Genomic DNA, 19,738 nt, shown 5'->3' on the forward strand with positions numbered 1-19,738 from the left:
TTATTTTTACCGATCACCTTTACAAAAGTAATAATATAATAAAGTATTATAAATAGTTTTCATTTGCACCAATGCTCTTAATTGAGTTATTAGCTGTAGATCAAAACTCATCCAAGGAGCAAAACACACAAGGAAAGCTCAATAACAATGATTTGGAGACACAATGATACTTTCAAAAAAAGCGCTAGCTGCGCTCAGCTTGGCAACAACCCTCATACTGCCCAGTGCTTATGCGATTGATAATGGCGTATACACCATTAAATCAAAGTACAGTGCTAAGTTTGTTGAAGTAGCCAGCGCGCAAACCAACGATGGTGCAAATGTTAGTCAGTGGGCTGACACGAATCACGACACCCAGCGCTGGTTAATCACCAACATAGGTGGCAGCAACTATTCGGTTATTAACTTAAATAGTGGTAAAGCCCTAGAGGTGTTTGACTTCTCGACTGCCGATGGCGGCAATGTGGTGCAATATGAGTACGCTAATCTTGCCAGCCAACACTGGCAAATTAATGATGAAGGTAGCGGCTATTACAGCTTCATTAACGATCACAGTGGTAAGGCACTCGACCTTTATGCTTTTGATGGCAACGATGGCGCGAATATTAGCCAGTGGAGCTACAACGGCAGCGATGCACAGCAGTAGCAGCTAACCAAGCTTGCTAATGTTGAATCAACCCCTTGGGATCCATCCACAACCAATGGCGCTGCAGATCACTGGCCACTTACTGGTAATTTAGTCACTCATGATCCAACCCTTGGCTATGAAAATGGCACTTGGTGGGTTTTTCAAACAGGCCCTGGTATTTACGGTAAATATTCAAGCAACGGTGTAGATTGGAATGATGCGCAACCAATTTTCTCAAATGGTTTAAGCTGGTGGAGTAACTATGTGCCAGATCATGATGGAATTGATGTCTGGGCGCCTGAATTAAAAAGCTACAATGGTCGTAGCTGGCTTTATTATTCGATTTCGACCTTTGGTTCACGTGTTAGCGCTATTGGCCTTACCTCAGCAAGTAGTGTGGCAGCCGGTGATTGGCGTGATGATGGTTTAGTCATTAACACGACCAATAGCAATAATTATAACGCCATTGACCCTGATCTGGTGGTAGCAAAAGATGGTGCACCTTGGCTTGCCTTTGGTTCATGGAATTCGGGTATTAAACTAACGCGTATTAACCCAATGACCATGAAACCATTTGGTCAAATCTACTCTTTAGCAAGTCGCTCTGGTGGCATCGAAGCACCTACCATAGTGTATCGCCAAGGCTATTACTATTTGTTTGTTTCAGTTGGCAAATGCTGTGATGGCACGAATAGTACTTACCGTATTGCGTATGGTCGCTCTAGTGACATCCGCGGCCCATACCTAGATAAAAATGGTACCGACATGTTAGCCAGCGGCGGGAGCATTCTTGATGCGGGTAATAGCCAATGGGTAGGTCCAGGTGGACAAGACATTTTAAATACCGATGTGATTGTTCGTCATGCCTATGATGCAGGTGATAATGGTACCCCTAAATTGCTCATCAGCACCCTGAATTGGGATGCGAATGGTTGGCCTAAATACTAGTTCTCCCCACTAAGCGCGTGCAAGCGCGCTTTTTACAATCTATCTAATATACTGCGAATAAAGTCAGAATTAAGAATCTGAGTCACAGCCCCACTACACCATAAATAAGCGCGTTGTAGCGGATATCCTTTAAAGATCCAACGCTTACGAACATGATTAAAGTCTTGTAAATAATTCGCCTTTGTTTGCGGTAACGAATCATTGGCTAGCTTCTGCCACGCCTTATAAACCCCACTCATATCGGCACCACGCATAAAACGCTGTAACCAGCGAGGAAAGCGTGCAAAGCGAATCGCTGACTGAAAATCAATAATGTAAGGCTTGCCATCTGTCGAACAAATCACATTTCCCAAATTACGTAAATCGAGGTGCACAACGCCGCGGCGGTGCATTTTTGCTACTAAGCGCTCAAACTCTTTAAAGAACTCACCCGATAAATGCTGCTGTTGCATGGCAAGCTGGCGAAGTGGCGTGCCTTCAATAAAATCATAAGCAATAGCAATTGATGACAAACGACAAAAGTTATCGACTACTCCATCTACGTCTTGCAAGCGTGCCAGCCCCTTATACTCTTGATTGATAAAAAGCGGCGCGATGGTTTTTCTTACCCACCATGGGCTGTGCTGAAAATCTTTAATAATTAAGTCAAATTGCGCGTCTTTATAACGATAAACAATGGCATTGGCAAAGCGGCCTGTGTGAACAACCGACAAACCTTCTGGGCTAAATTGATGAGCTGGAAATTGAGCGTGAAGCTGTGCAAGCAAAGATGATTCGAACATAACAACCCGGACTTGTTAAAATTAAATGCCTAGGCAACTATATTATCAAAATGCGCTAACAGCGACAACGTACCGCTTATAGAAATTTATGCTTTTAAATTATGAATTGCTCTAAACAACAAGCTAGCAAGTTGCTTTTGCTCGTCACCAGAGAAGCCTGTGAGTGCTTTACGATAGATATCATTTACAGTGGGTAAAATTTCCGGGTAAAGCTGTTGGCCTTTTTCTGTGAGGCATAAAAGAGTTGAACGGCGATCTTCAACTGACTGCTTTTTAGCAACTAAGCCCTTGTCTTCTAAACGAGAAAGTAATCGACTCATGGCACCGCGGTCATACATCATGTGCTCACAAAGCTCAGCCAAGGTATTTACTTTACCACGCGCAAGTAGCACAACCACAATGTACTGAGCCGAGGTTAGCTCTTTATCCTCTAAAGCATCGTCAAGATGAGTCACCAGATTTGAACGTAAGTAAGAGACTAAGCGACCTAAGTCTTGCACGGGATCTAAATCTTCAATACAGCACTGGCCAATTGATGCAGGTTCTTTCATATTTCCTCTAAAGCGATGAATAGCAATTCATAGACAGTTAATCAGCAAAATAATTCAATCCTATTAGATTGCTTCAACGGCTATGAATAGTGTAGCGTGAAGAAGCGTACTAACTGTCGGGGGCGTTATGCTAACTAAACAACATATTATCAAGTATTTATCTCTTACAATACTGCTACTTCTTTGTTGGCTAGAGCATTATAACCATTTCATTATGCGCTTTATCGACAGCGCCCTTGTGCAATCAACCCTAGTGTACGCATCATCTCGTACAGTTAATGCTGCTATATCGCTGTTGCAATCAGCCGAAGTGGGCATTGGTATTGCCAGTATTCAACCTGCACAATTACTCGACCCGGTGAATGACTTAGCAGAATACATGTCGGATGCCATGCGCCTCGCTATCGGCTCATTATTTTTACAACGCATTTTATACACTATTTCTTCGGGGGTTATTTTTAGCGGTGTATTTACTGTTTCGGTCGTCGCTTACTTTATTTGTGAATGGCGTAACTATTTACCTAACTTGCGCCATAAAATTATGGCGAGCCTTATTTTAATTCGTTTTTTAGTGCCAGCAGTGGTGCTTACAACAGGCCTTGTTAGCCAGATATTCTTAGATGAGCAAATAAACCAGCAAAGTGAACTGGTGAGCGAAAAAGTCGAGACGGTGAATAGCAGTGCAAATAATACCTCTGCCCTATCTGCCAAGCTAAAGGCCGAGGTCGATAGTGAAAAACAAACCATCTTCGACAAGCTCTCACTATTAAATGAGCAGCAGATTAAAAACCACCAGCAAGCGACAGAACTCAAAGTTAAGCTGGCAGAGGTTGATAGCCAAATAGAGGCGATTCAAGCAACTCGCAGCTTGTCTGAGCGACTGACCTTTACTGAGCTTGAACAAGCCAAGCCATTACTTGATAAAAAACAGCAATTAACAGCGCAGTTTAATGCAGTACTAAACCAGCAAAGACAGCTAAATCTTGACAAAGACGCCTTAAACGAACAACTAGAAAACCTAAATGCTTCACTCAACCAAGACCAATCGTCGCAAGTGAGTAAAATTATCGATACCGTCACCTCTGGCATTAGTAACATGGTGGCAGCCGTCGAAGACTTATTTATCGACTTTTTGAATATCTTGTCTCTACTGATTTTAAAGCTGTTATTAATGCCGCTAATATTTTTATACCTATTTAACAAAGCCTTTAAAGCCATTTGGCAGCGCCGCTTTATGGATGTGGTAATACAAACAAAGGAACTGGCTGTTAATCGCTGATATTTCAACTAAAGTTATAAACTAACTCGTTTTTAAAGGATATAAGTATGACTGAGCAACGCCATAACCACATTCCCCAAGAAGCTTTTGATTGGTACGATGAATACGCCCATGGCTTAATGGACCGTCGCACCTTTATGAAAAAGCTGGGTGGCTTAGCTGCCCTTGGCTACTCAATGGCAATGCTAAGTAGCGCTTTATTGCCAAACTATGCATTAGCTGAGCAAGTATCCTTTAATGACCCTGATATTAAGGCCAGCTATAAAACCTTTGATTCGTTAAAAGGTCACGGCGAAGGTAAAGGTTATTTAGTCGAACCTGCTAACTTAACGGATAAGCACCCATTAGTGTTAGTGATCCACGAAAACAGAGGCTTAAACCCTTATATTAAAGATGTTGCTCGCCGCCTTGCTAAAGCCGGTTTTATTGCCTTTGCGCCAGATGCATTACACCCTCTTGGTGGCTACCCCGGTAATGATGATGAAGGCCGCGCCATGCAGCGCTCTATGGATAAAGAAAAAATTCAACAAGACTTTATTGCCGCAGCTGAATACATAAAAAAACACCCAAATAGTAACGGCAAACTCGGTGCGGTAGGCTTTTGCTTTGGTGGTTATATGGTTAACTACCTTGCAGCAGTTGATAGCAAATTAATTAATGCGGGCGTGCCCTATTACGGCACTCCGGCCGTTAAAGAGCTCAGACAAAATATCAAAGCCCCGCTACTTGTACACTTAGCTGAATTTGATAACCGCGTTAATGCAACTTGGCCAGACTACGAAAGCGACTTAAAAGCGCATCAAGTGCCTTACACTATGCACATGTATGAAAAAGCAAATCACGGCTTTCATAACGACTCTACCTCTCGTTATGATGAAAAACAGGCAGAGCTTTCATGGCAGCGCACATTGGCGTTTTTCAATGAGCAATTGATTTAAACAGAGCAATTTCATACACTCTCGAAAAAATTTTAGGCTAGAAAAAAGATGGAATCGCAAGTCAGTTATCGCTTTGACTCACAGCAAACCGCCAATCGGTTTTTAAACAAGCTTAAGCACTGGTCAGTGGCTAAAGTTACTGCGAGTCTTTGCCAAGGGGGTTATGGCGTAAAAATACGCTACGAAGTCGATACCAGTGGCTTTGATTACACTCTTGCAGAGCTTGATGATTTAGCGATGCAACACGAAGGCGAAGAGATTTAACTTTCAGATTCTAGACATAAAAAAACGGCTAACCAAGGTTAGCCGTTTTTTTATTAAAGCAGTGCTTACAAATCAAAGCTACGCGAAATAGACGCGACAATTCGCTCGTCTGCATACTCAGAATCAATACTGGTATTCTCACCTGCAATTTCAATATCAAACCCTGCATAGCTCGTTTGATACGCTAGACGATAATGCTTATATGACTTATCGCTGCCATCCCAACTAAACTTATCGCCATCTAATGAATTAGATACATCAAAGCTGGCACGAATTGCATGGTTTGGCGCTACTTCAAATGTGTGCGCTAGCATGTAAATTAAATGGCCTGCACCAGTACCAAAATAGTCCCAAGTATACCAAAAATTAAGCTCTACTTGCCCAATGCTGCTGGCATAACCAAATTTCGAATACACCTCTGGGTAGTTGCCATCGCTTGAGTAATCTTCACCGTGGTAAGAGTAGTAAGCAATACCATAATCAACACTAAGGGCATCCGTTAACTCAGCATAGTTACCAAAATACGCATCCCATTCAATGTCAGTGCCATCGCCAAAATCTACATTTGAAGCCCACGTACCTACATACATACCTGAATCTGCAAAGGCATAATCTAAGCTGCCTTGAATCGCTGGGTCATTCATGGTTTGGCTGACACCATTGAAGGTGTAATCTGATGCCAATGTAACCGTAGTAGATAAGTCAGCCATGGCTGATGTCGATAGTAATGCCAATGGCAACGCTGCTGCTAATACTGTTTGTCTTGTTGTCATGTTGGTTTCCCTTAGCTAACTGTTTCTATTTTTGTGTAATCTAATTTATTGTCTTTTGGTGAACCTTCGATATTTTTCACTGTTTTTAACTTGCTGTAGCCAATAAAGGCAGCACAGCCGAAAAATAACGCAATAACTAGCGCGCCAACCCATTGGATCTGTAAAAAGTCGAACTTAAACAGCAGGGTTAATAACGAAAGCGCCACCACATTTAAGACAATATAATTAACCTTACCAAAACGTTTCACCGTTAAGTTTAGGTTATCTGTGTATAAACGGATCAAAGAATCAAGTGAGTTGATCACAAACACCACACCAACAAACACCATAGCGATGTTTTTCAAGCCTGCTGTTGCAATACCCGCTTCATGGTATTGATACAAAACACTAAACCAGATAGCGATTGGAATAGACGGGAAAATCAACATAGCCGCCAGCACTTGGTAAGTTTTTAAGCCACCCACAAAGCGCGAGGTAAATTGACCAATCATAATACTCCAAGCAAACCACCAAAACAGGTAGAAGGCATGGTAATCATTCAGTGGTAATACAAACTCATTGATGTTGCCAAAGTAACCACCGATCAACGTAAGGTTATCAACAAATGCTGATGTTTGTGCATCAGACCCAACAAAGGCACCGAACCACATAAATGTGATTAAAGCGATAAACAACCAAGTAGTCGAAATACTTAAAAAGCGTACATACTTAATGTCTGTGCTTGAATACACAGCAAAACAAATCGCTGCAAACACCATTAAGTAGAATGTCGGAATAATTGACTCGCCATCACCGAGCGACGGTAAATACCAAGGTAAATTCGACAGCAGTAAAAATGCAGTAAATGCGCATGTCCCAATAATAACAACGTTATTAATTAGTTTTACCAAAGCAATTTCAAAGAACTTTACTTTGGGTTCTATTACGCAGAAATAAAAGCACGTAAGGAAATAAAATCCCCAGATCAAGAAGCCCCAAAAACCAAATTCAATGGCTAGTGGATTGGCAAACGCATACTCTGGGCTTGCTTTTATGTCTGCATAACCTGCAAACTCTGTCAGTGGAAACATAATCAAGCCAACGTCTAGGCCTGATGTAAATAAAATTGCAATGAACGTAAACGTTCTAACCGGTGTGACGCCAACACACCTAACCGTACCCCATTTAAATAAAATAACCGCAATTGCTAACAGGGTAAAAATGATGCCAGCACTAAGCCAAAAGGTCATAGTTACCCCCCCAAAATAAGTAATAATACTTCATTGTTTCTCCAGTTTTATTCCTCGCATTAACGCACCACAAACAACTCGTGATGCGCGCCACTGCAAGCCCCACAGCCGAAACTGCGGGTGGCCTTATTAGATCTCCGAACTACGCTGCGTTGATTGCCATTTTTTTTCAATAGCAACATCTGCAGTTGATGCCGATAACACAGGCTTACCTAAAATGTGGTCCGCCGCTTTTTCTGCCACCATAATGGTTGGCGCATTTAAATTACCGTTTGGAACGGTTGGGAAGATAGATGAATCCACAACCCGTAAACCTTCGATACCGTGTACTTGAGTTTGCGAGTTAACCACGGCCATCTCGTCTTCACCCATCTTGCACGAACATGACGGATGGTAAGCACTCTCAACCGCTTGACGAACAAAAGCATCGATTTCTTCGTCGCTTTGAACATCTTTACCGGGTTGAATTTCACCATCGCGATATTCATCAAACGCACTTTGCTCAATAATCTCGCGAGTTAGACGTACGCAAGCTCTAAAGCCTTCAATGTCATCTTTATGCTGTAAGTAGTTAAATTGGATCTTAGGCGCAACCTGTGGATCCGCCGACTTAATCGTTACTGCACCACGGCTTTTTGGTTTGTTATGCCCAACATGAACTTGGAAACCATGACCATCAAAGGCACTTTTACCGTCATAACGAATGGCTGCTGGTAAAAAGTGATACTGAATATCTGGCCATTCAACACCCGGTTTTGAGCGAATAAATGCACATGATTCAAAATGGTTAGTCGCCCCTAAACCTGAGCGATTTAATAACCAACGAGCACCAATTAGCCCTTTTGAAACAAGGCCTAATTTGCCGTTTAAAGTAATTGGTTGCTTACACTTATATTGGAAGTAAAACTCCAAGTGGTCTTGTAAGTTTTGGCCAACACCTGGTAAGTGGTGTTTAACCTCAACACCCGCTTCGCTCAGGATGTCTTTATCACCAATACCTGATAATTGCAGAATGTGCGGTGAACCAATTGGGCCCGCACTTAAAATAACGTCTTTTGCTGCAAATGCTTGCTGCTTAGAGCCAGATACTGAATACTCAACGCCCACGGCTTTTTTGCCTTCTAGCAAAACTTTTTCAGCTAAAGCACCGGTGACTAGCGTTAAGTTTTTACGTGACTTAACTGGGTCTAAATACTCACGGCTAGCAGAGCTTCTTACGCCATCTTTAACTGTCATATGCATTGGCCCAAAACCTTCTTGCTGGGCTGCATTGTAGTCATCAGTTTGCGCATAACCTGCTTGCTGGCCCGCTTTGATAAAGGCTTTATAAAGCGGATTAGCCATTTCATTACCGTTATTAACCCCTAATGGGCCGTTATCGCCACGGTAACTGTTACCACCTAAGTAGAATGATTCAGCACGTTTAAAGTACGGTAAACATGCTTGGTAATCCCAACCATTAGCGCCGTGTTGCTGCCATTCATCAAAATCTTTGGCATGACCACGTACATAGACCATGCCGTTAATCGATGATGAGCCACCTAACACTTTACCGCGTGGGCAGTGCATTTGACGGTTATCTAAATACGGCTCTGGCTCGGTATGAAATTGCCATGCATATTTGTCAGTATTCATCGGGATCGATAGCGCAGTAGGCATCTTAATAAAAATGCTTTTATCGCTACCACCCGTTTCAAGTAATAACACCTTATTAGAAGGGTCTGCTGATAGTCGGTTTGCCAACACGCAGCCTGCTGAGCCAGCACCGACTATGATGTAATCATAGTTCTGTGTACTCATTAAAATGGACTCTCTATATTGCTCATACCCACATAAATCGATTTAGTTTGGGTATAGTGATCTAAAGTTTCGATACCGTTTTCACGGCCGATACCTGATTGCTTGTAACCACCTACTGGCATTTCTGCAGGTGAATTACCATAGCTGTTTATCCAACAAATACCGGCTTGTAATTGATGGATCACGCGGTGCGCGCGCTGAATATCTTTAGTGAACACGCCTGCGGCTAAGCCTAGGTGGGTATCGTTTGCACGCTGAATAACGTCATCTTCATCATCAAACACCAACACACTCATTACTGGGCCAAAGATCTCTTCTTTAACTATGGTCATGTTGTCTTTACAGTCGACAAAAACGGTCGGCTCCACAAAGTAACCGTTTGGTGCAGATGCAGGTGACAGTGCCTTACCGCCGGTTAGCAAGGTTGCGCCTTCTTGAATACCTTTATCGATATAGCCAAGTACAAGCTCTTGATGCTTTTTAGAGATAAGCGCCCCTAAATTCACCTCAGGATCCATTGGGTCGCCAGCAATAATATTTTGCTCAGTGCGTGTTTTCAGCTCATCAATAAACTGCTGATAAACATTTTTGTGCACATAAATGCGCGTACAGTTAGTGCAGATTTCACCTTGCGTATAAAAATTACCTAACATTGCCGCACTAACAGCTTGTGATACATCGGCATCATCAAATACTAATAACGGCGACTTACCACCAAGCTCCATGGTCACATCTTTAAGTGAACCAGCAGCGCTTGCCATTACTTTTTTGCCTGTGCCTACTTCACCAGTGAACGACACTTTTTCAATATTTGGGTTTGCTGTTAACCATTGCCCTACTTCAGCAGCGCCTTGCACAACGTTAAATACGCCAGCAGGTACACCCGCTTCGATGAAAATCTCTGCAAGTTTAATTGCGCCAAGTGGTGTTTCTTCTGAAGGTTTGAAAATAACCGCATTACCCGCAGCCAGTGCCGGGCCTGATTTCCAACAAGCAATTTGCAGAGGGTAGTTCCATGCACCAATACCGGCACAAATACCTAAAGGCTCTTTACGTGTGTAGTAAAAGTCATTGCCAACCATTTGTTGCTGACCCACTTGTGCAGGCGCAAGACCAGCAAAATACTCAATTACATCGGCGCCAGTTTCAACATCAACACACTCAGCTTCTTGCCATGGCTTACCCGTATCAAGTACTTCAACTTTTGCCAGTTCATCATTACGTTCGCGTAAGATTGCCACGGCTTTTAATAAAATGCGGCTACGCTCAATTGGCGTCATTGCAGACCACGCTGCAAAGCCTTGTTTTGCGCTTTCGATTGCCGCGTTTTGAATAAACTCATCGGCGATTTCAACGTGATAAATTACTTCATCTGTTGCAGGGTTCTTTACTGCAAAAGTATCGCCAGTTTGATTTTTCAAAAAGTGGCCATTTATAAAATTTTCGTAAACAGGTGTGGTCATTTTAGGCTCCATACTGTTTTATCAGTGAACGAATGTAGTCTTTTACTAATTGCTCACAATGTTCGAATTGATCATGGTCTGACTTACTTAATACGGCTCTTAGCCATAAACCATCGATCATGGCTGCACTTAACTCAGCAGCTAAGTTGGCATCGCTATCGCTCATTAACTGTTTGAATGAGCTTAATAAATTACTAAATAAACGTTTACTATTTACGTTTTGTAAGCGATGCAACTGGGCGTCGTGCATTGAATGCGCCCAAAAGCTCAACCAAGTTTTGGTGTTATTGCTTTGCTGCTGAATGCGCGAAAAGTTTGCTTCAACGATAAACATTAATCGTTGCTCTGGGCTAGTATGCGGCGTTACTTGATTCATCAGAGCTTGCTTTAAACTCGTCAATAAATAACGCACAGTGGCTTCAATTAAGCCCTGCTTGCCACCAAAATAATGACTGATAATGCCAGACGATAAGCCTGCCTTTTTACTAATGCTATTTATGGTGGTGCCTTGCAAACCAAGCTCTGCAACCGACTCTATTGTGGCGTCAATTAACTGCTGACGACGAACAGGTTCCATTCCAACTTTCGGCATAATTTTTTATTGATTGAACGTTCAATTAAAATAAAGGTTAAGGTAATCAGCATGGCAATTCAAGGTTGACAAATTGTAAACAGCCGCAAAGCTACACTCGTAAATTAAGCTAACCCACTGTTCTTACGTTTATTATCCGAAATATAAAAAAGTTTTAAATTTATTCAAAATGAAGCCTAAAAAGTATTAATTTAGGCTGAAATGCGGAAAAAATAGAAAATTTATTGCGGGGGTATTTTTAATAAAAAAGCGCTTATAAAAGCGCTCATGTTAAGCAAAAAGTTAAGCAAAGTTCATTCGTGGTATTTACGAATAACCGCTATTTTGCCATCTTCTATTTCGAGCACATCCATAATGGTTTGCGTGTATTCAATTTCTTGCTGGTTTTGCGGGTGTATACCTTTAGCATGATGGGTATAACGTAAGGCAATGGCAGAATCATTAAAAATAAAGGTATCGAGTAAATTTGCTTGGTATTCAGTGTGCGCACCAAGGTAAAAAGTCATGCCTTTACGCATCATGGCTTTACCATCTGGTTCTCTTGAATCATCGGTTTGATAAGGTAAGTGTTGATTTGCTACATCGTCAGTTAATAAAGCTAAAAAAGCTTCTAACTCTTTTTTAGTCGCATTAGGTGCTTGTGTTGCAACCATGGTATTAAAGTACTGCTGTGCTAATGCTGTGAGCTCTGGGTTAGCTTGCTTTGCTTGGCTGCTAAATGTGCTTAGCAAGCAAATAGCTAGAAAATAAAGGGGCTTCATCGTTATTCCTTGTGGTTTTAGTTAATGACTAATAATCAAACTACAAACCTAAAATAACGACAAAGCACCGAACTATCAACAATTTAGTTTTAAGCTGTTTGTGGCTTTATGATCTCGCGTTTATCTAAATAACCGCTGTAACGAGTTGCAATTAACGCAGCTAAACTGATGATAGCGCCAATCCAAGCAGTGTCTTGCAGTGAATAGTTTTCCACGACAATGCCACCTAACACTGAGCCCAGCGCAATACCGATATTAAACGCAGCAATGTTTAACCCAGAGGCCACATCGACTGCATTGGGTGTAAACTTTTCGGCAAGTTTAACCACATAAACTTGCAGCCCAGGCACATTACCAAACGCAAATGCCCCCCATACAAGTATGGTCAGTACCGCAGTGACTTTAGATTGCATGGTAAAGGTCAGCACCAACAGCACAATACTCAAAGCACTAAAGATAATAGTCAGCGCACTAATGGGGCCCTTTTTATCGGCTAACTTACCGCCGTAGATGTTACCAACAGCAACCGATACCCCATATACCAGCATGATTAAGCTAATAGTGGCTGATGCAAATCCAGTTTGCTGCTCTAAAATGGGCGCTAAATAGGTAAAAGCAGTAAATGTGCCGCCATAACCAAGTATGGTCATCAAATACACCAGTAAAAGCCTAGGTTGCACCATTACTTTTAATTGCTCACTCAAAGTAGCCGGTTTACTTTGCTTTAAGTTGCTCGGAATTAAAAATGCGCTACCAATGAGTGCAATTAAGCCCAGTAAAGACACCACTAAAAAGGTCGCTCGCCAACCAAAGTGCTGACCAATCCAAGTCCCTAATGGCACACCGGTTACCAATGCAACCGTTAAACCAGTAAACATAATCGCAATAGCACTGGCTTCTTTATCTTTACTGACAAGCCCTGTTGCGATGGTTGAACCAATTGAGAAAAACACCCCATGGGCAAGACCAGTTAGAATCCTTGCTGTGATCAAACTGCCATAACTAGGTGCTTGCCAAGCCAGTAAATTACCGATTACAAATAGGCTCATTAAGCTAAGTAATACATGTTTTCGATTCCATCGCCCTGTTAGCGCAGTTAATACTGGCGCCCCCACCGCAACACCCAAAGCATACAAGCTTACAAGTAGCCCGGCACTCGGTAACGAAACAGCTAAATCATCAGCAATAGTTGGCACTAAGCCGACAATCACAAACTCAGTGGTGCCTATGGCAAACGCACTGAGAGTCAACGCTAGTAATGCTATTGGCATCACAAATCCTCTATTTAATTTTGAAAGTGCGGCTATTGTGGCTAAAATTAAATTTGCAAAAAATAGCAGTAGTGACAAAATACTTTTGTCAAAAATGAAAAGGTAAAGCCATGAGCGTGATCTCCAACACCCAAGATTTAGAAGCATTTATTAGCGTGGTTGATACCGGTGGTTTTTCAAGTGCAGCCAATGCCTTGGATGAACAAGTAGCAAAAATATCACGGGCGGTAACTCGGCTCGAAAAATCCTTAAATGTTACCTTATTCAATCGCACCACAAGGCGCATTGAGCTGACCGAAGAAGGTCAGTTATTTTTAGGCTATGCTAGAGAAGCACTGAGTCAGCTTGCACAAGGCGAAGAAGCCTTAAAGCTTCTACACTGCGCCCCATCAGGAAAATTAAGAGTCGATGCTGCAAGTCCTTTTGTGTTTCACCAATTAGCACCACACTTAAAAGCCTTTAACCAAGCTTATCCTGACATAAAACTTGAGATCACCAGCCACGACAACATTATCGATTTACTTGAGCATAAAACCGATATTGCTATTCGTATTGGCGAACTCGCTGACTCAAACTTGCATGCGCGCACTTTGGGAGTTAGCAAACTTCAGCTCGTTGCCAGCCCTGATTATTTAAAAGCGGCGCCACCATTAAATGAGCTAACCGACTTAGCCTCGCACCAGCTTATTGGTTTTACCGATGCGCCGCATTTAAACCACTGGCCGCTAACCACGCCTTTAGACCTTAAATTTTCAATCAGTGCATCAAGTGGTGAAACTGTGCGTCAGCTTTGTATTCAAGGTCATGGCATTACCTTGTTGTCGGAATTTATGATCCACGAAGATTTAAAAGCAGGCCGTTTAGTAAAAGTGCTCGAAGGCGAAGTACTGAGCCCTAATCGCCGCGAAAAAGTGCATGCGGTGTATTATCAAAACAGCGGAGTGTCATCCCGGGTATTGGCGTTTTTAGACTTTATTGCACCAAGATTAACACTGTAGTTTTTGCGTTTTTAACAAAAGTGTTTTGTGATTAGTGGCATTAATTTCATAAATAATTTTCGTTATGCTGAAAGCATATTCGCTTTCAAGGAGCCGTAATGAACAAATTATTCGAAACCGTACAACTTGCCGGTCATACATTAAAAAACCGCATTGTTATGCCACCAATGACTCGCTCTCGCTCATCACAACCGGGTGATATCGCCAATGAGTTAATGGCCGACTACTATGCACAGCGTGCCAGCGCCGGCTTAATTATTAGCGAAGGTACACAAATATCAGCCCTAGGAAAGGGTTATGCTTGGACACCGGGTATTTATACTGCCGAGCAAATTGCTGGCTGGAAAAAAGTAACCGACAAAGTTCATCAAGCTGGTGGCATTATGTTTGCCCAGCTTTGGCATGTTGGCCGCGTATCTCACCCAAGTAACACAAGTGGCGAGCAACCAATTGCGCCATCAGCGATTGCAGCTAAAGACGTTAAAGTTTTTATTGATGAAGATGACAAACCCGATTTTGTTGCCACAGCACAGCCAAGAGCAATGAGCCATGACGACATCAAACAGGTTATAAACGAATACCGTCAAGCTGCCCGTAATGCTGTAGATGCAGGGTTTGATGGTATTGAACTTCACGCTGCCAATGGTTACTTAATTAATCAATTTATTGATTCAGAGTCAAACCAACGCACTGATGAATATGGCGGCAGTTTAGAAAACCGCTTACGCTTTTTGCAACAAGTGACACAAGCGGTTTGTGATGAAATTGGCGCTGAGCGTGTTGGCGTGCGCCTTGCTCCACTCACAACCCTCAATGGGACTGTTGATGATAACCCGTTTGAAACCTATATTGGCGCAGCAAAAGTACTCAATGAACTCAACGTTGCTTACCTGCACATTGCCGAAGCTGATTGGGATGATGCACCTTTAATGGAGCAAAGTTTTAAACAAGCACTGCGTGAAAACTATGCCGGATTAATGATTTATGCAGGCAAATACACTGGCGAGAAAGCAGAGCAAGCATTGGCCGCAGGCTGGGCTGATTTAATTGGTTTTGGTCGCCCGTTTGTTGCAAACCCAGATCTGCCAGCTCGTATTGAACAAGGCATTGAACTTGCGAAGCATGATCCAGATACCTTATTTGGAGGCGGTGCTAAAGGCTACACTGACTACCCTTTAGCAACGCAGTAACGCGCTAAAAAAGCTGGCTCGTCAACCAATAGCCCAGCACAATAAAGCTGATGTTGGCGAGCGCTCTTAACCACCAAGGAGCAGAACTAAACTGCAATTGGCTGTACTTGCTTACTAAAACCAACACGCCCATCACAGTAAACCAAGGAGTAAAAAAGAATATTGGCTTTAACTTCACTAAACTCACTGCTAAATCGTGCAGCGCACCGCTTACAGCAAAGGTCACAACAACCGCACACCAAACCGGCATAATGTCATTGCAAGGCTTCATTACATACCGAGATAAATAATAGCTCCACACCGGATTCCAATATCGCCAAAACAGATAAAACGAGCTAGCACCTAGAGAACGTGTCAGCATATTGCGCAACGAATCTTTATGCCCAAGGGGCACACCTGTGCGTTTTTTAACGTATTGAGCAAGGGTAATAGCTGCAGACACCGACTTTCTCTTTTTTACTAATGACTCAATTAGACTACTAAACAGCCAACAAAAGAGAAACCAAAACAAGGCTTGAAATTGTAACGGTTTATTTTATTCGTATTGGTTTTGCGCAGATAGATAGCTGGTAATCACCCATTACTTCTGCTATCAACATTAGAGGGACACCAATGAAAACCTCATTATCATTGATTGGCTACTGAGTGAAACATTGAAAGTGTACCCTAACGGAGTATACTATGATTTATAAAACAAAGGATTTTGTTTCGCGCACGAAAAAAGAAAGCCTGTCTGATGCTGATTTAATAAACGCTTGCAGAGAGATGTCAGCAGGCCTTTACGATGCAGACCTAGGTGGTAATGTCTATAAAAAGCGCGTAGCCATGGGCAGTAAAGGAAAAAGAGCTGGTTATAGAACTATTGTCGGGGCGGTAATTGGTGATAAATATTTCTTTCTCTATGCATTTGCTAAAAACGCTAGAGCTAACATAAACGCTAAAGAAAAATTAGCATTAAAAGAGTTAGCAAAAGAGTTTATTCGTTTTTCCCAAAGTGAACTTGAGCAACTAGTCGATGATGGCGAACTTTTAATTGTAGGTGATGATCATGAGTGACATATTAAAGTCAGTTCACAAAACAGCGAGTGGATTAAAAAAGTCTGGAGTTATAGACAAAACGACGATGCGTAAATTTGACGCATTGTGCCTTACAAATGTTCATGAATTTACCCCCGAACAAGTTCGTAATTTAAGACTGAAGTACAATCTCTCTCAACCGGTCTTTGCTCAATACTTAAATGTCAGTGACAAGTTAGTTAAAAAATGGGAGCAAGGTGATAGCTCACCAAGAGGAGCAGCATTGAAAATGCTCACTCTGGCAGAGCAAAAAGGGTTGGAAGCAATCGCTTAAGACCAACCCAAAGTACTGCAAACTTAATCACTTACTTCATTAAAATCACATCTTACTTTTTACTTTATTAGTCGCTTGGCTGGTGGCGGGGTTGTCTGGCCAAAAATGTTTTGGATAACGCCCTTTCATTTCTTTTTGCACATCGCGGTAACTCGTTTGCCAAAAGTTAGCTAAGTCTTGGGTTAGCTGCAGCGGTCGCCGCGCTGGCGATAATAGCTCCATTAATAATGGCAGTTTACCTTGGGCCAGCAAAGGCGTGCTGGTCATGCCATACACTTCTTGCATGCGCACACTGAGCTTCGCAGGACCATCGAGCTGATAGGTCACTTTTACATTTGAACCACTTGGCACAGTTAATCGCAAGGGCAGGTGTTCATTCAATAGGCTTTGCTGCTGCCAATCAAAACAGCTTTTGATCGCTTCGCTGTAATTGAACTTTTTTAATTGCTCAAGGTTTTTAATATCATCCAAATAAGGTGCAAGCCATTGGTTATCGGCAATTAATTCATCATGATTTAAAAGTGGGAATGATTCTGGTAACAGCTTACTTGCCAAGATCATTCGAATAAGTAACTGCTCATTGTCAGGCTGATCATTAAATAGCGAAAAGCCCTGTTTACTAAATAAGTTTAACCACGCTTTAGTACGCTCGTTTTTATCTAGTGGCTGTTTACTTGGCTGACTCGCTACAGTGATAGCACCGAGCTTAAGCTCATCTTGATGGATAAAACGCCCTGCTTTTTCATCGTATTCGCAGCGAGTTTGCTCAGTAAATAAATGCGAAAGCTCATCTTCAAGCTCACTTGGCATAAAGGCAACAGCAGCAAAAACACGGTTTCCCTTGTGGCCGCCCATATGCGCAATGGCAATATAATCATCGTTATGCCAAAACTCCTCGCTTAAGTCGGCGCCCGCACCGTTGGCAAGTAAATAACCATTCCCGCGCTTTTTGGCTAGGCGGTCAGGAAAAGCAAGCGCCACCAGCAGCGACAAGTACTCTGTTTTAAGCTCATTAACCGGCTTGAGTTGCAAGCGTGATAGCCAATAATTTAATTGCTGCTTAAATACTGGGTGAGGTTTGCTGTGCTGGCTATGCAATGCCAAATTAAGATCAGCTGGCATACTAATTCGGCTTTCAAGCAGTGCCGTTAAATACCCCGCTAATACATAAATACCAGGCATGCGCTGCTCTAGTTGCTTTGCCTTAATGAGCATATGCGAGAGGCGAATATCGGCTCCATAGCTCAGCATTTGGCTGCCAAGCGAAGTAAGCTTTTCATTTTCATCAATGGCTTCGAGCATTTTCAAAAGTGCCGTTGCCTGTTTAACCTGCTGGCTACTTGGTGGATCGAGCAAGCTAAGCTCGGCAAGTGATGCCCCCCACTGCTTTGCCTCTAATAACAATTGACTAATATCACTGGTCAGAATTTCTGGCGCATCATGGCTGTTGCGGCGCTCAAAGGTTTGCTTAGAGCCTAACCGATACACAACCCCCGGCTCAATGCGCCCAGCACGACCAGCGCGCTGTATGGCTGAAGAACGAGAGATACTTTGCGTAACAAGCTCTGTCACACCCGTTTTTAAATTAAAACTGGCAGCACGACGTTTACCGCTATCAACCACAATGCGTATTCCTTCAATGGTCAAACTGGTTTCAGCCACATTGGTGGTTAATACCACTTTACGTTTGCCATTTTTAGCAGGCGCAATAGCAGCTTGTTGCTCATTTTTATTTTGCTCACCATACAAGCTAAATATCTCAACATTATCACCTAAATCGTTTAGAGACTGCTGAACCCGTATGATTTCACGCTGCCCTGGTAAGAATACTAAAGCACTGCCCGTTTGCTCACTAAGCGCCTGTTTTATAACTGCAGGTATGTCATCGAGCCAGCGGCTTTCGTCTTTAAGTGGAATGTAAACTTCATCAATGGGGTAGCTTCGCCCTTGTGATGAGATGATAGGACAGCTAAAAAACTCACTGTAACGCTCGCCGTCTAAGGTTGCCGACATCAGTAAGATTTTTAAATCATCGCGAAGTGCTGCTTGTGTTTCAAGGGCAAATGCCAAAGCCGTATCAGCAGCAATTGAGCGCTCATGAAATTCATCAAATATAAGTAAATCAACATCACTAAGCTCTGGATCATTTTGCAACATACGCGTCAGCATGCCTTCGGTGACAATTTCAAGCTTAGTTGCAGAACTAACTTTTGATTCGCCACGAATACGTAAGCCGACACTGTCGCCAACTTTTTCATTTTGCTGACTTGCCAAGTACTGAGCAATATTGCGTGCGGCGAGTCGTCTTGGCTCTAACATAACAATGCGTTTAAAGTGCCCTTCGCGCATTAAGGTAAGAGGTAGCCATGTTGATTTACCCGCTCCCGGTGGCGCTTGCAATAAGGCCATAGGGTTACTCTGTAATGTTGTTAACAGGGATTGATAAATATCTTCAACTGGCAGCACGTTAGGTATCTCTTACTTTCTTTTCGCGCATTGTATCAAAAAATTACAGGCAGGGATGAGTAGCCTTAAATTGCATGAAATAATTACACGCTTCAACCTTTAAACAGGTACAAATTGCAATTAGATAACTCCACCACCTAACACAAAAAATTAAAAACCAATAATATCAATTAGTTATTTACACTGTTAGAGTGGCATAACGATTGCTCTTACTAACACGAATGTTTAACAAAGTAAGGAGATTATGATGAACAGCGATCGTTTAGAAGGTAATTGGAAAGAACTTAAAGGTAAAGCGCAACGTAAATGGGGCGAACTTACTGATGGTGATTTAGATGTGATTGAGGGTAGCCGTAAAGAGCTTATTGGTAAAATCCAGCAAAAATACGGTAAATCGAAAGAAGAAGCTGAGCGTGAAGTCAGCGACTTTGAAAAAAGCCATTAATTTGAGCAA

20 protein-coding genes and 1 pseudogene are annotated in these 19,738 nt (G+C 42.4%); 10 read left to right on the top strand and 11 right to left on the bottom strand.

Annotation, left to right across the window (positions count from 1 at the left end; translation table 11 throughout):
- Nucleotides 1-163 precede the first annotated feature (163 nt).
- Together L1264_RS00995 and L1264_RS01000 are read left to right on the top strand one after the other, a co-directional pair.
- A complete protein-coding gene (locus tag L1264_RS00995; protein WP_235403571.1) occupies nucleotides 164-646 on the top strand; it encodes an RICIN domain-containing protein in 483 nt (160 codons plus the stop codon).
- Nucleotides 647-754: 108 nt separating this feature from the next.
- Nucleotides 755-1,576 (top strand): annotated as a pseudogene (locus tag L1264_RS01000) (glycoside hydrolase family 43 protein); the annotation flags it as partial.
- Between the two features lie 32 nt (nucleotides 1,577-1,608).
- Here the strand turns inward: L1264_RS01000 and L1264_RS01005 are convergent.
- Nucleotides 1,609-2,358: an RIO1 family regulatory kinase/ATPase domain-containing protein gene (locus L1264_RS01005; RefSeq protein WP_199527247.1), complete on the bottom strand. Its 750-nt coding sequence runs from the start codon at nucleotides 2,356-2,358 to the stop codon at nucleotides 1,609-1,611.
- Nucleotides 2,359-2,444: 86 nt separating this feature from the next.
- Nucleotides 2,445-2,909, bottom strand: coding sequence for a MarR family winged helix-turn-helix transcriptional regulator (locus L1264_RS01010; RefSeq protein WP_199527248.1), 465 nt, complete (start codon nucleotides 2,907-2,909; stop codon nucleotides 2,445-2,447).
- A 127-nt stretch (nucleotides 2,910-3,036) separates the two neighbouring features.
- On the opposite strand from L1264_RS01010, the gene L1264_RS01015 reads away from it, so the two are divergent.
- Genes L1264_RS01015 through L1264_RS01025 form a run of 3 tightly spaced genes read left to right on the top strand, consistent with a single transcriptional unit; the run spans nucleotide 3,037 to nucleotide 5,390 of the window.
- Nucleotides 3,037-4,188, top strand: a complete 1,152-nt coding sequence (locus L1264_RS01015; protein WP_199527249.1) for a hypothetical protein — start codon at nucleotides 3,037-3,039, stop codon at nucleotides 4,186-4,188.
- Nucleotides 4,189-4,235: 47 nt separating this feature from the next.
- Nucleotides 4,236-5,126: a dienelactone hydrolase family protein gene (locus L1264_RS01020; RefSeq protein ID WP_199527250.1), complete on the top strand. Its 891-nt coding sequence runs from the start codon at nucleotides 4,236-4,238 to the stop codon at nucleotides 5,124-5,126.
- 48 nt (nucleotides 5,127-5,174) lie between these two features.
- Complete coding sequence (locus L1264_RS01025; RefSeq protein ID WP_054562273.1) at nucleotides 5,175-5,390, top strand: hypothetical protein; 216 nt, start codon at nucleotides 5,175-5,177, stop codon at nucleotides 5,388-5,390.
- 65 nt (nucleotides 5,391-5,455) lie between these two features.
- Here the strand turns inward: L1264_RS01025 and L1264_RS01030 are convergent, their stop codons facing one another.
- From L1264_RS01030 to L1264_RS01060, 7 genes are all read right to left on the bottom strand, one after another.
- Entirely contained in the window at nucleotides 5,456-6,163 is a 708-nt protein-coding gene (locus L1264_RS01030; RefSeq protein WP_135923766.1) for a TorF family putative porin, read from the bottom strand.
- A gap of 11 nt (nucleotides 6,164-6,174) precedes the next feature.
- Nucleotides 6,175-7,392, bottom strand: a complete 1,218-nt coding sequence (locus L1264_RS01035; protein WP_135923765.1) for a BCCT family transporter — start codon at nucleotides 7,390-7,392, stop codon at nucleotides 6,175-6,177.
- A 129-nt stretch (nucleotides 7,393-7,521) separates the two neighbouring features.
- Entirely contained in the window at nucleotides 7,522-9,192 is a 1,671-nt protein-coding gene (betA, locus tag L1264_RS01040) for a choline dehydrogenase (protein ID WP_199527251.1), read from the bottom strand.
- A complete protein-coding gene (gene betB, locus L1264_RS01045; RefSeq protein ID WP_199527252.1) occupies nucleotides 9,192-10,655 on the bottom strand; it encodes a betaine-aldehyde dehydrogenase in 1,464 nt (487 codons plus the stop codon). Before betB ends, betA begins: the two co-directional genes overlap by 1 nt.
- A 1-nt stretch (nucleotide 10,656) precedes the next feature.
- Nucleotides 10,657-11,247 carry a transcriptional regulator BetI gene (gene betI, locus L1264_RS01050; protein ID WP_199527253.1) on the bottom strand — a complete coding sequence of 197 codons (591 nt, stop codon included), beginning with the start codon at nucleotides 11,245-11,247 and terminating at the stop codon, nucleotides 10,657-10,659.
- Nucleotides 11,248-11,540: 293 nt separating this feature from the next.
- Nucleotides 11,541-12,008 carry a nuclear transport factor 2 family protein gene (locus L1264_RS01055; protein WP_105181405.1) on the bottom strand — a complete coding sequence of 156 codons (468 nt, stop codon included), beginning with the start codon at nucleotides 12,006-12,008 and terminating at the stop codon, nucleotides 11,541-11,543.
- A gap of 89 nt (nucleotides 12,009-12,097) precedes the next feature.
- Nucleotides 12,098-13,279: an MFS transporter gene (locus L1264_RS01060; protein WP_199527254.1), complete on the bottom strand. Its 1,182-nt coding sequence runs from the start codon at nucleotides 13,277-13,279 to the stop codon at nucleotides 12,098-12,100.
- A 110-nt stretch (nucleotides 13,280-13,389) separates the two neighbouring features.
- Here L1264_RS01060 and L1264_RS01065 point away from each other — a divergent pair, with 110 nt between their 5' ends.
- Complete coding sequence (locus L1264_RS01065; RefSeq protein ID WP_199527255.1) at nucleotides 13,390-14,277, top strand: LysR substrate-binding domain-containing protein; 888 nt, start codon at nucleotides 13,390-13,392, stop codon at nucleotides 14,275-14,277.
- Between the two features lie 98 nt (nucleotides 14,278-14,375).
- Nucleotides 14,376-15,467, top strand: coding sequence for an alkene reductase (locus tag L1264_RS01070; RefSeq protein ID WP_199527256.1), 1,092 nt, complete (start codon nucleotides 14,376-14,378; stop codon nucleotides 15,465-15,467).
- Nucleotides 15,468-15,471: 4 nt separating this feature from the next.
- Here the strand turns inward: L1264_RS01070 and L1264_RS01075 are convergent, their stop codons facing one another.
- On the bottom strand, nucleotides 15,472-15,909 hold the full coding sequence (locus L1264_RS01075; RefSeq protein WP_199527257.1) for an acyltransferase: 438 nt from the start codon (nucleotides 15,907-15,909) through the stop codon (nucleotides 15,472-15,474).
- Nucleotides 15,910-16,148: 239 nt separating this feature from the next.
- Between L1264_RS01075 and L1264_RS01080 the strand changes: the two genes are divergently transcribed.
- Both L1264_RS01080 and L1264_RS01085 read left to right on the top strand, forming a co-directional pair.
- Nucleotides 16,149-16,523 carry a type II toxin-antitoxin system RelE/ParE family toxin gene (locus L1264_RS01080; protein WP_199527258.1) on the top strand — a complete coding sequence of 125 codons (375 nt, stop codon included), beginning with the start codon at nucleotides 16,149-16,151 and terminating at the stop codon, nucleotides 16,521-16,523.
- Complete coding sequence (locus L1264_RS01085; RefSeq protein WP_135923757.1) at nucleotides 16,516-16,818, top strand: helix-turn-helix domain-containing protein; 303 nt, start codon at nucleotides 16,516-16,518, stop codon at nucleotides 16,816-16,818. Before L1264_RS01080 ends, L1264_RS01085 begins: the two co-directional genes overlap by 8 nt.
- Nucleotides 16,819-16,863: 45 nt before the next feature.
- On the opposite strand, the gene hrpB is transcribed toward L1264_RS01085, so the two are convergent.
- Nucleotides 16,864-19,284 carry an ATP-dependent helicase HrpB gene (gene hrpB, locus L1264_RS01090; protein ID WP_235403573.1) on the bottom strand — a complete coding sequence of 807 codons (2,421 nt, stop codon included), beginning with the start codon at nucleotides 19,282-19,284 and terminating at the stop codon, nucleotides 16,864-16,866.
- 247 nt (nucleotides 19,285-19,531) lie between these two features.
- Between hrpB and L1264_RS01095 the strand changes: the two genes are divergently transcribed.
- Nucleotides 19,532-19,729 (top strand): CsbD family protein, encoded by a 198-nt coding sequence (locus L1264_RS01095; protein ID WP_138557322.1) that lies wholly within the window; start codon nucleotides 19,532-19,534, stop codon nucleotides 19,727-19,729.
- Nucleotides 19,730-19,738 lie beyond the last annotated feature (9 nt).

The organism is Pseudoalteromonas sp. APAL1, from assembly GCF_021532475.1.
Lineage (GTDB): Bacteria > Pseudomonadota > Gammaproteobacteria > Enterobacterales > Alteromonadaceae > Pseudoalteromonas > Pseudoalteromonas lipolytica_C.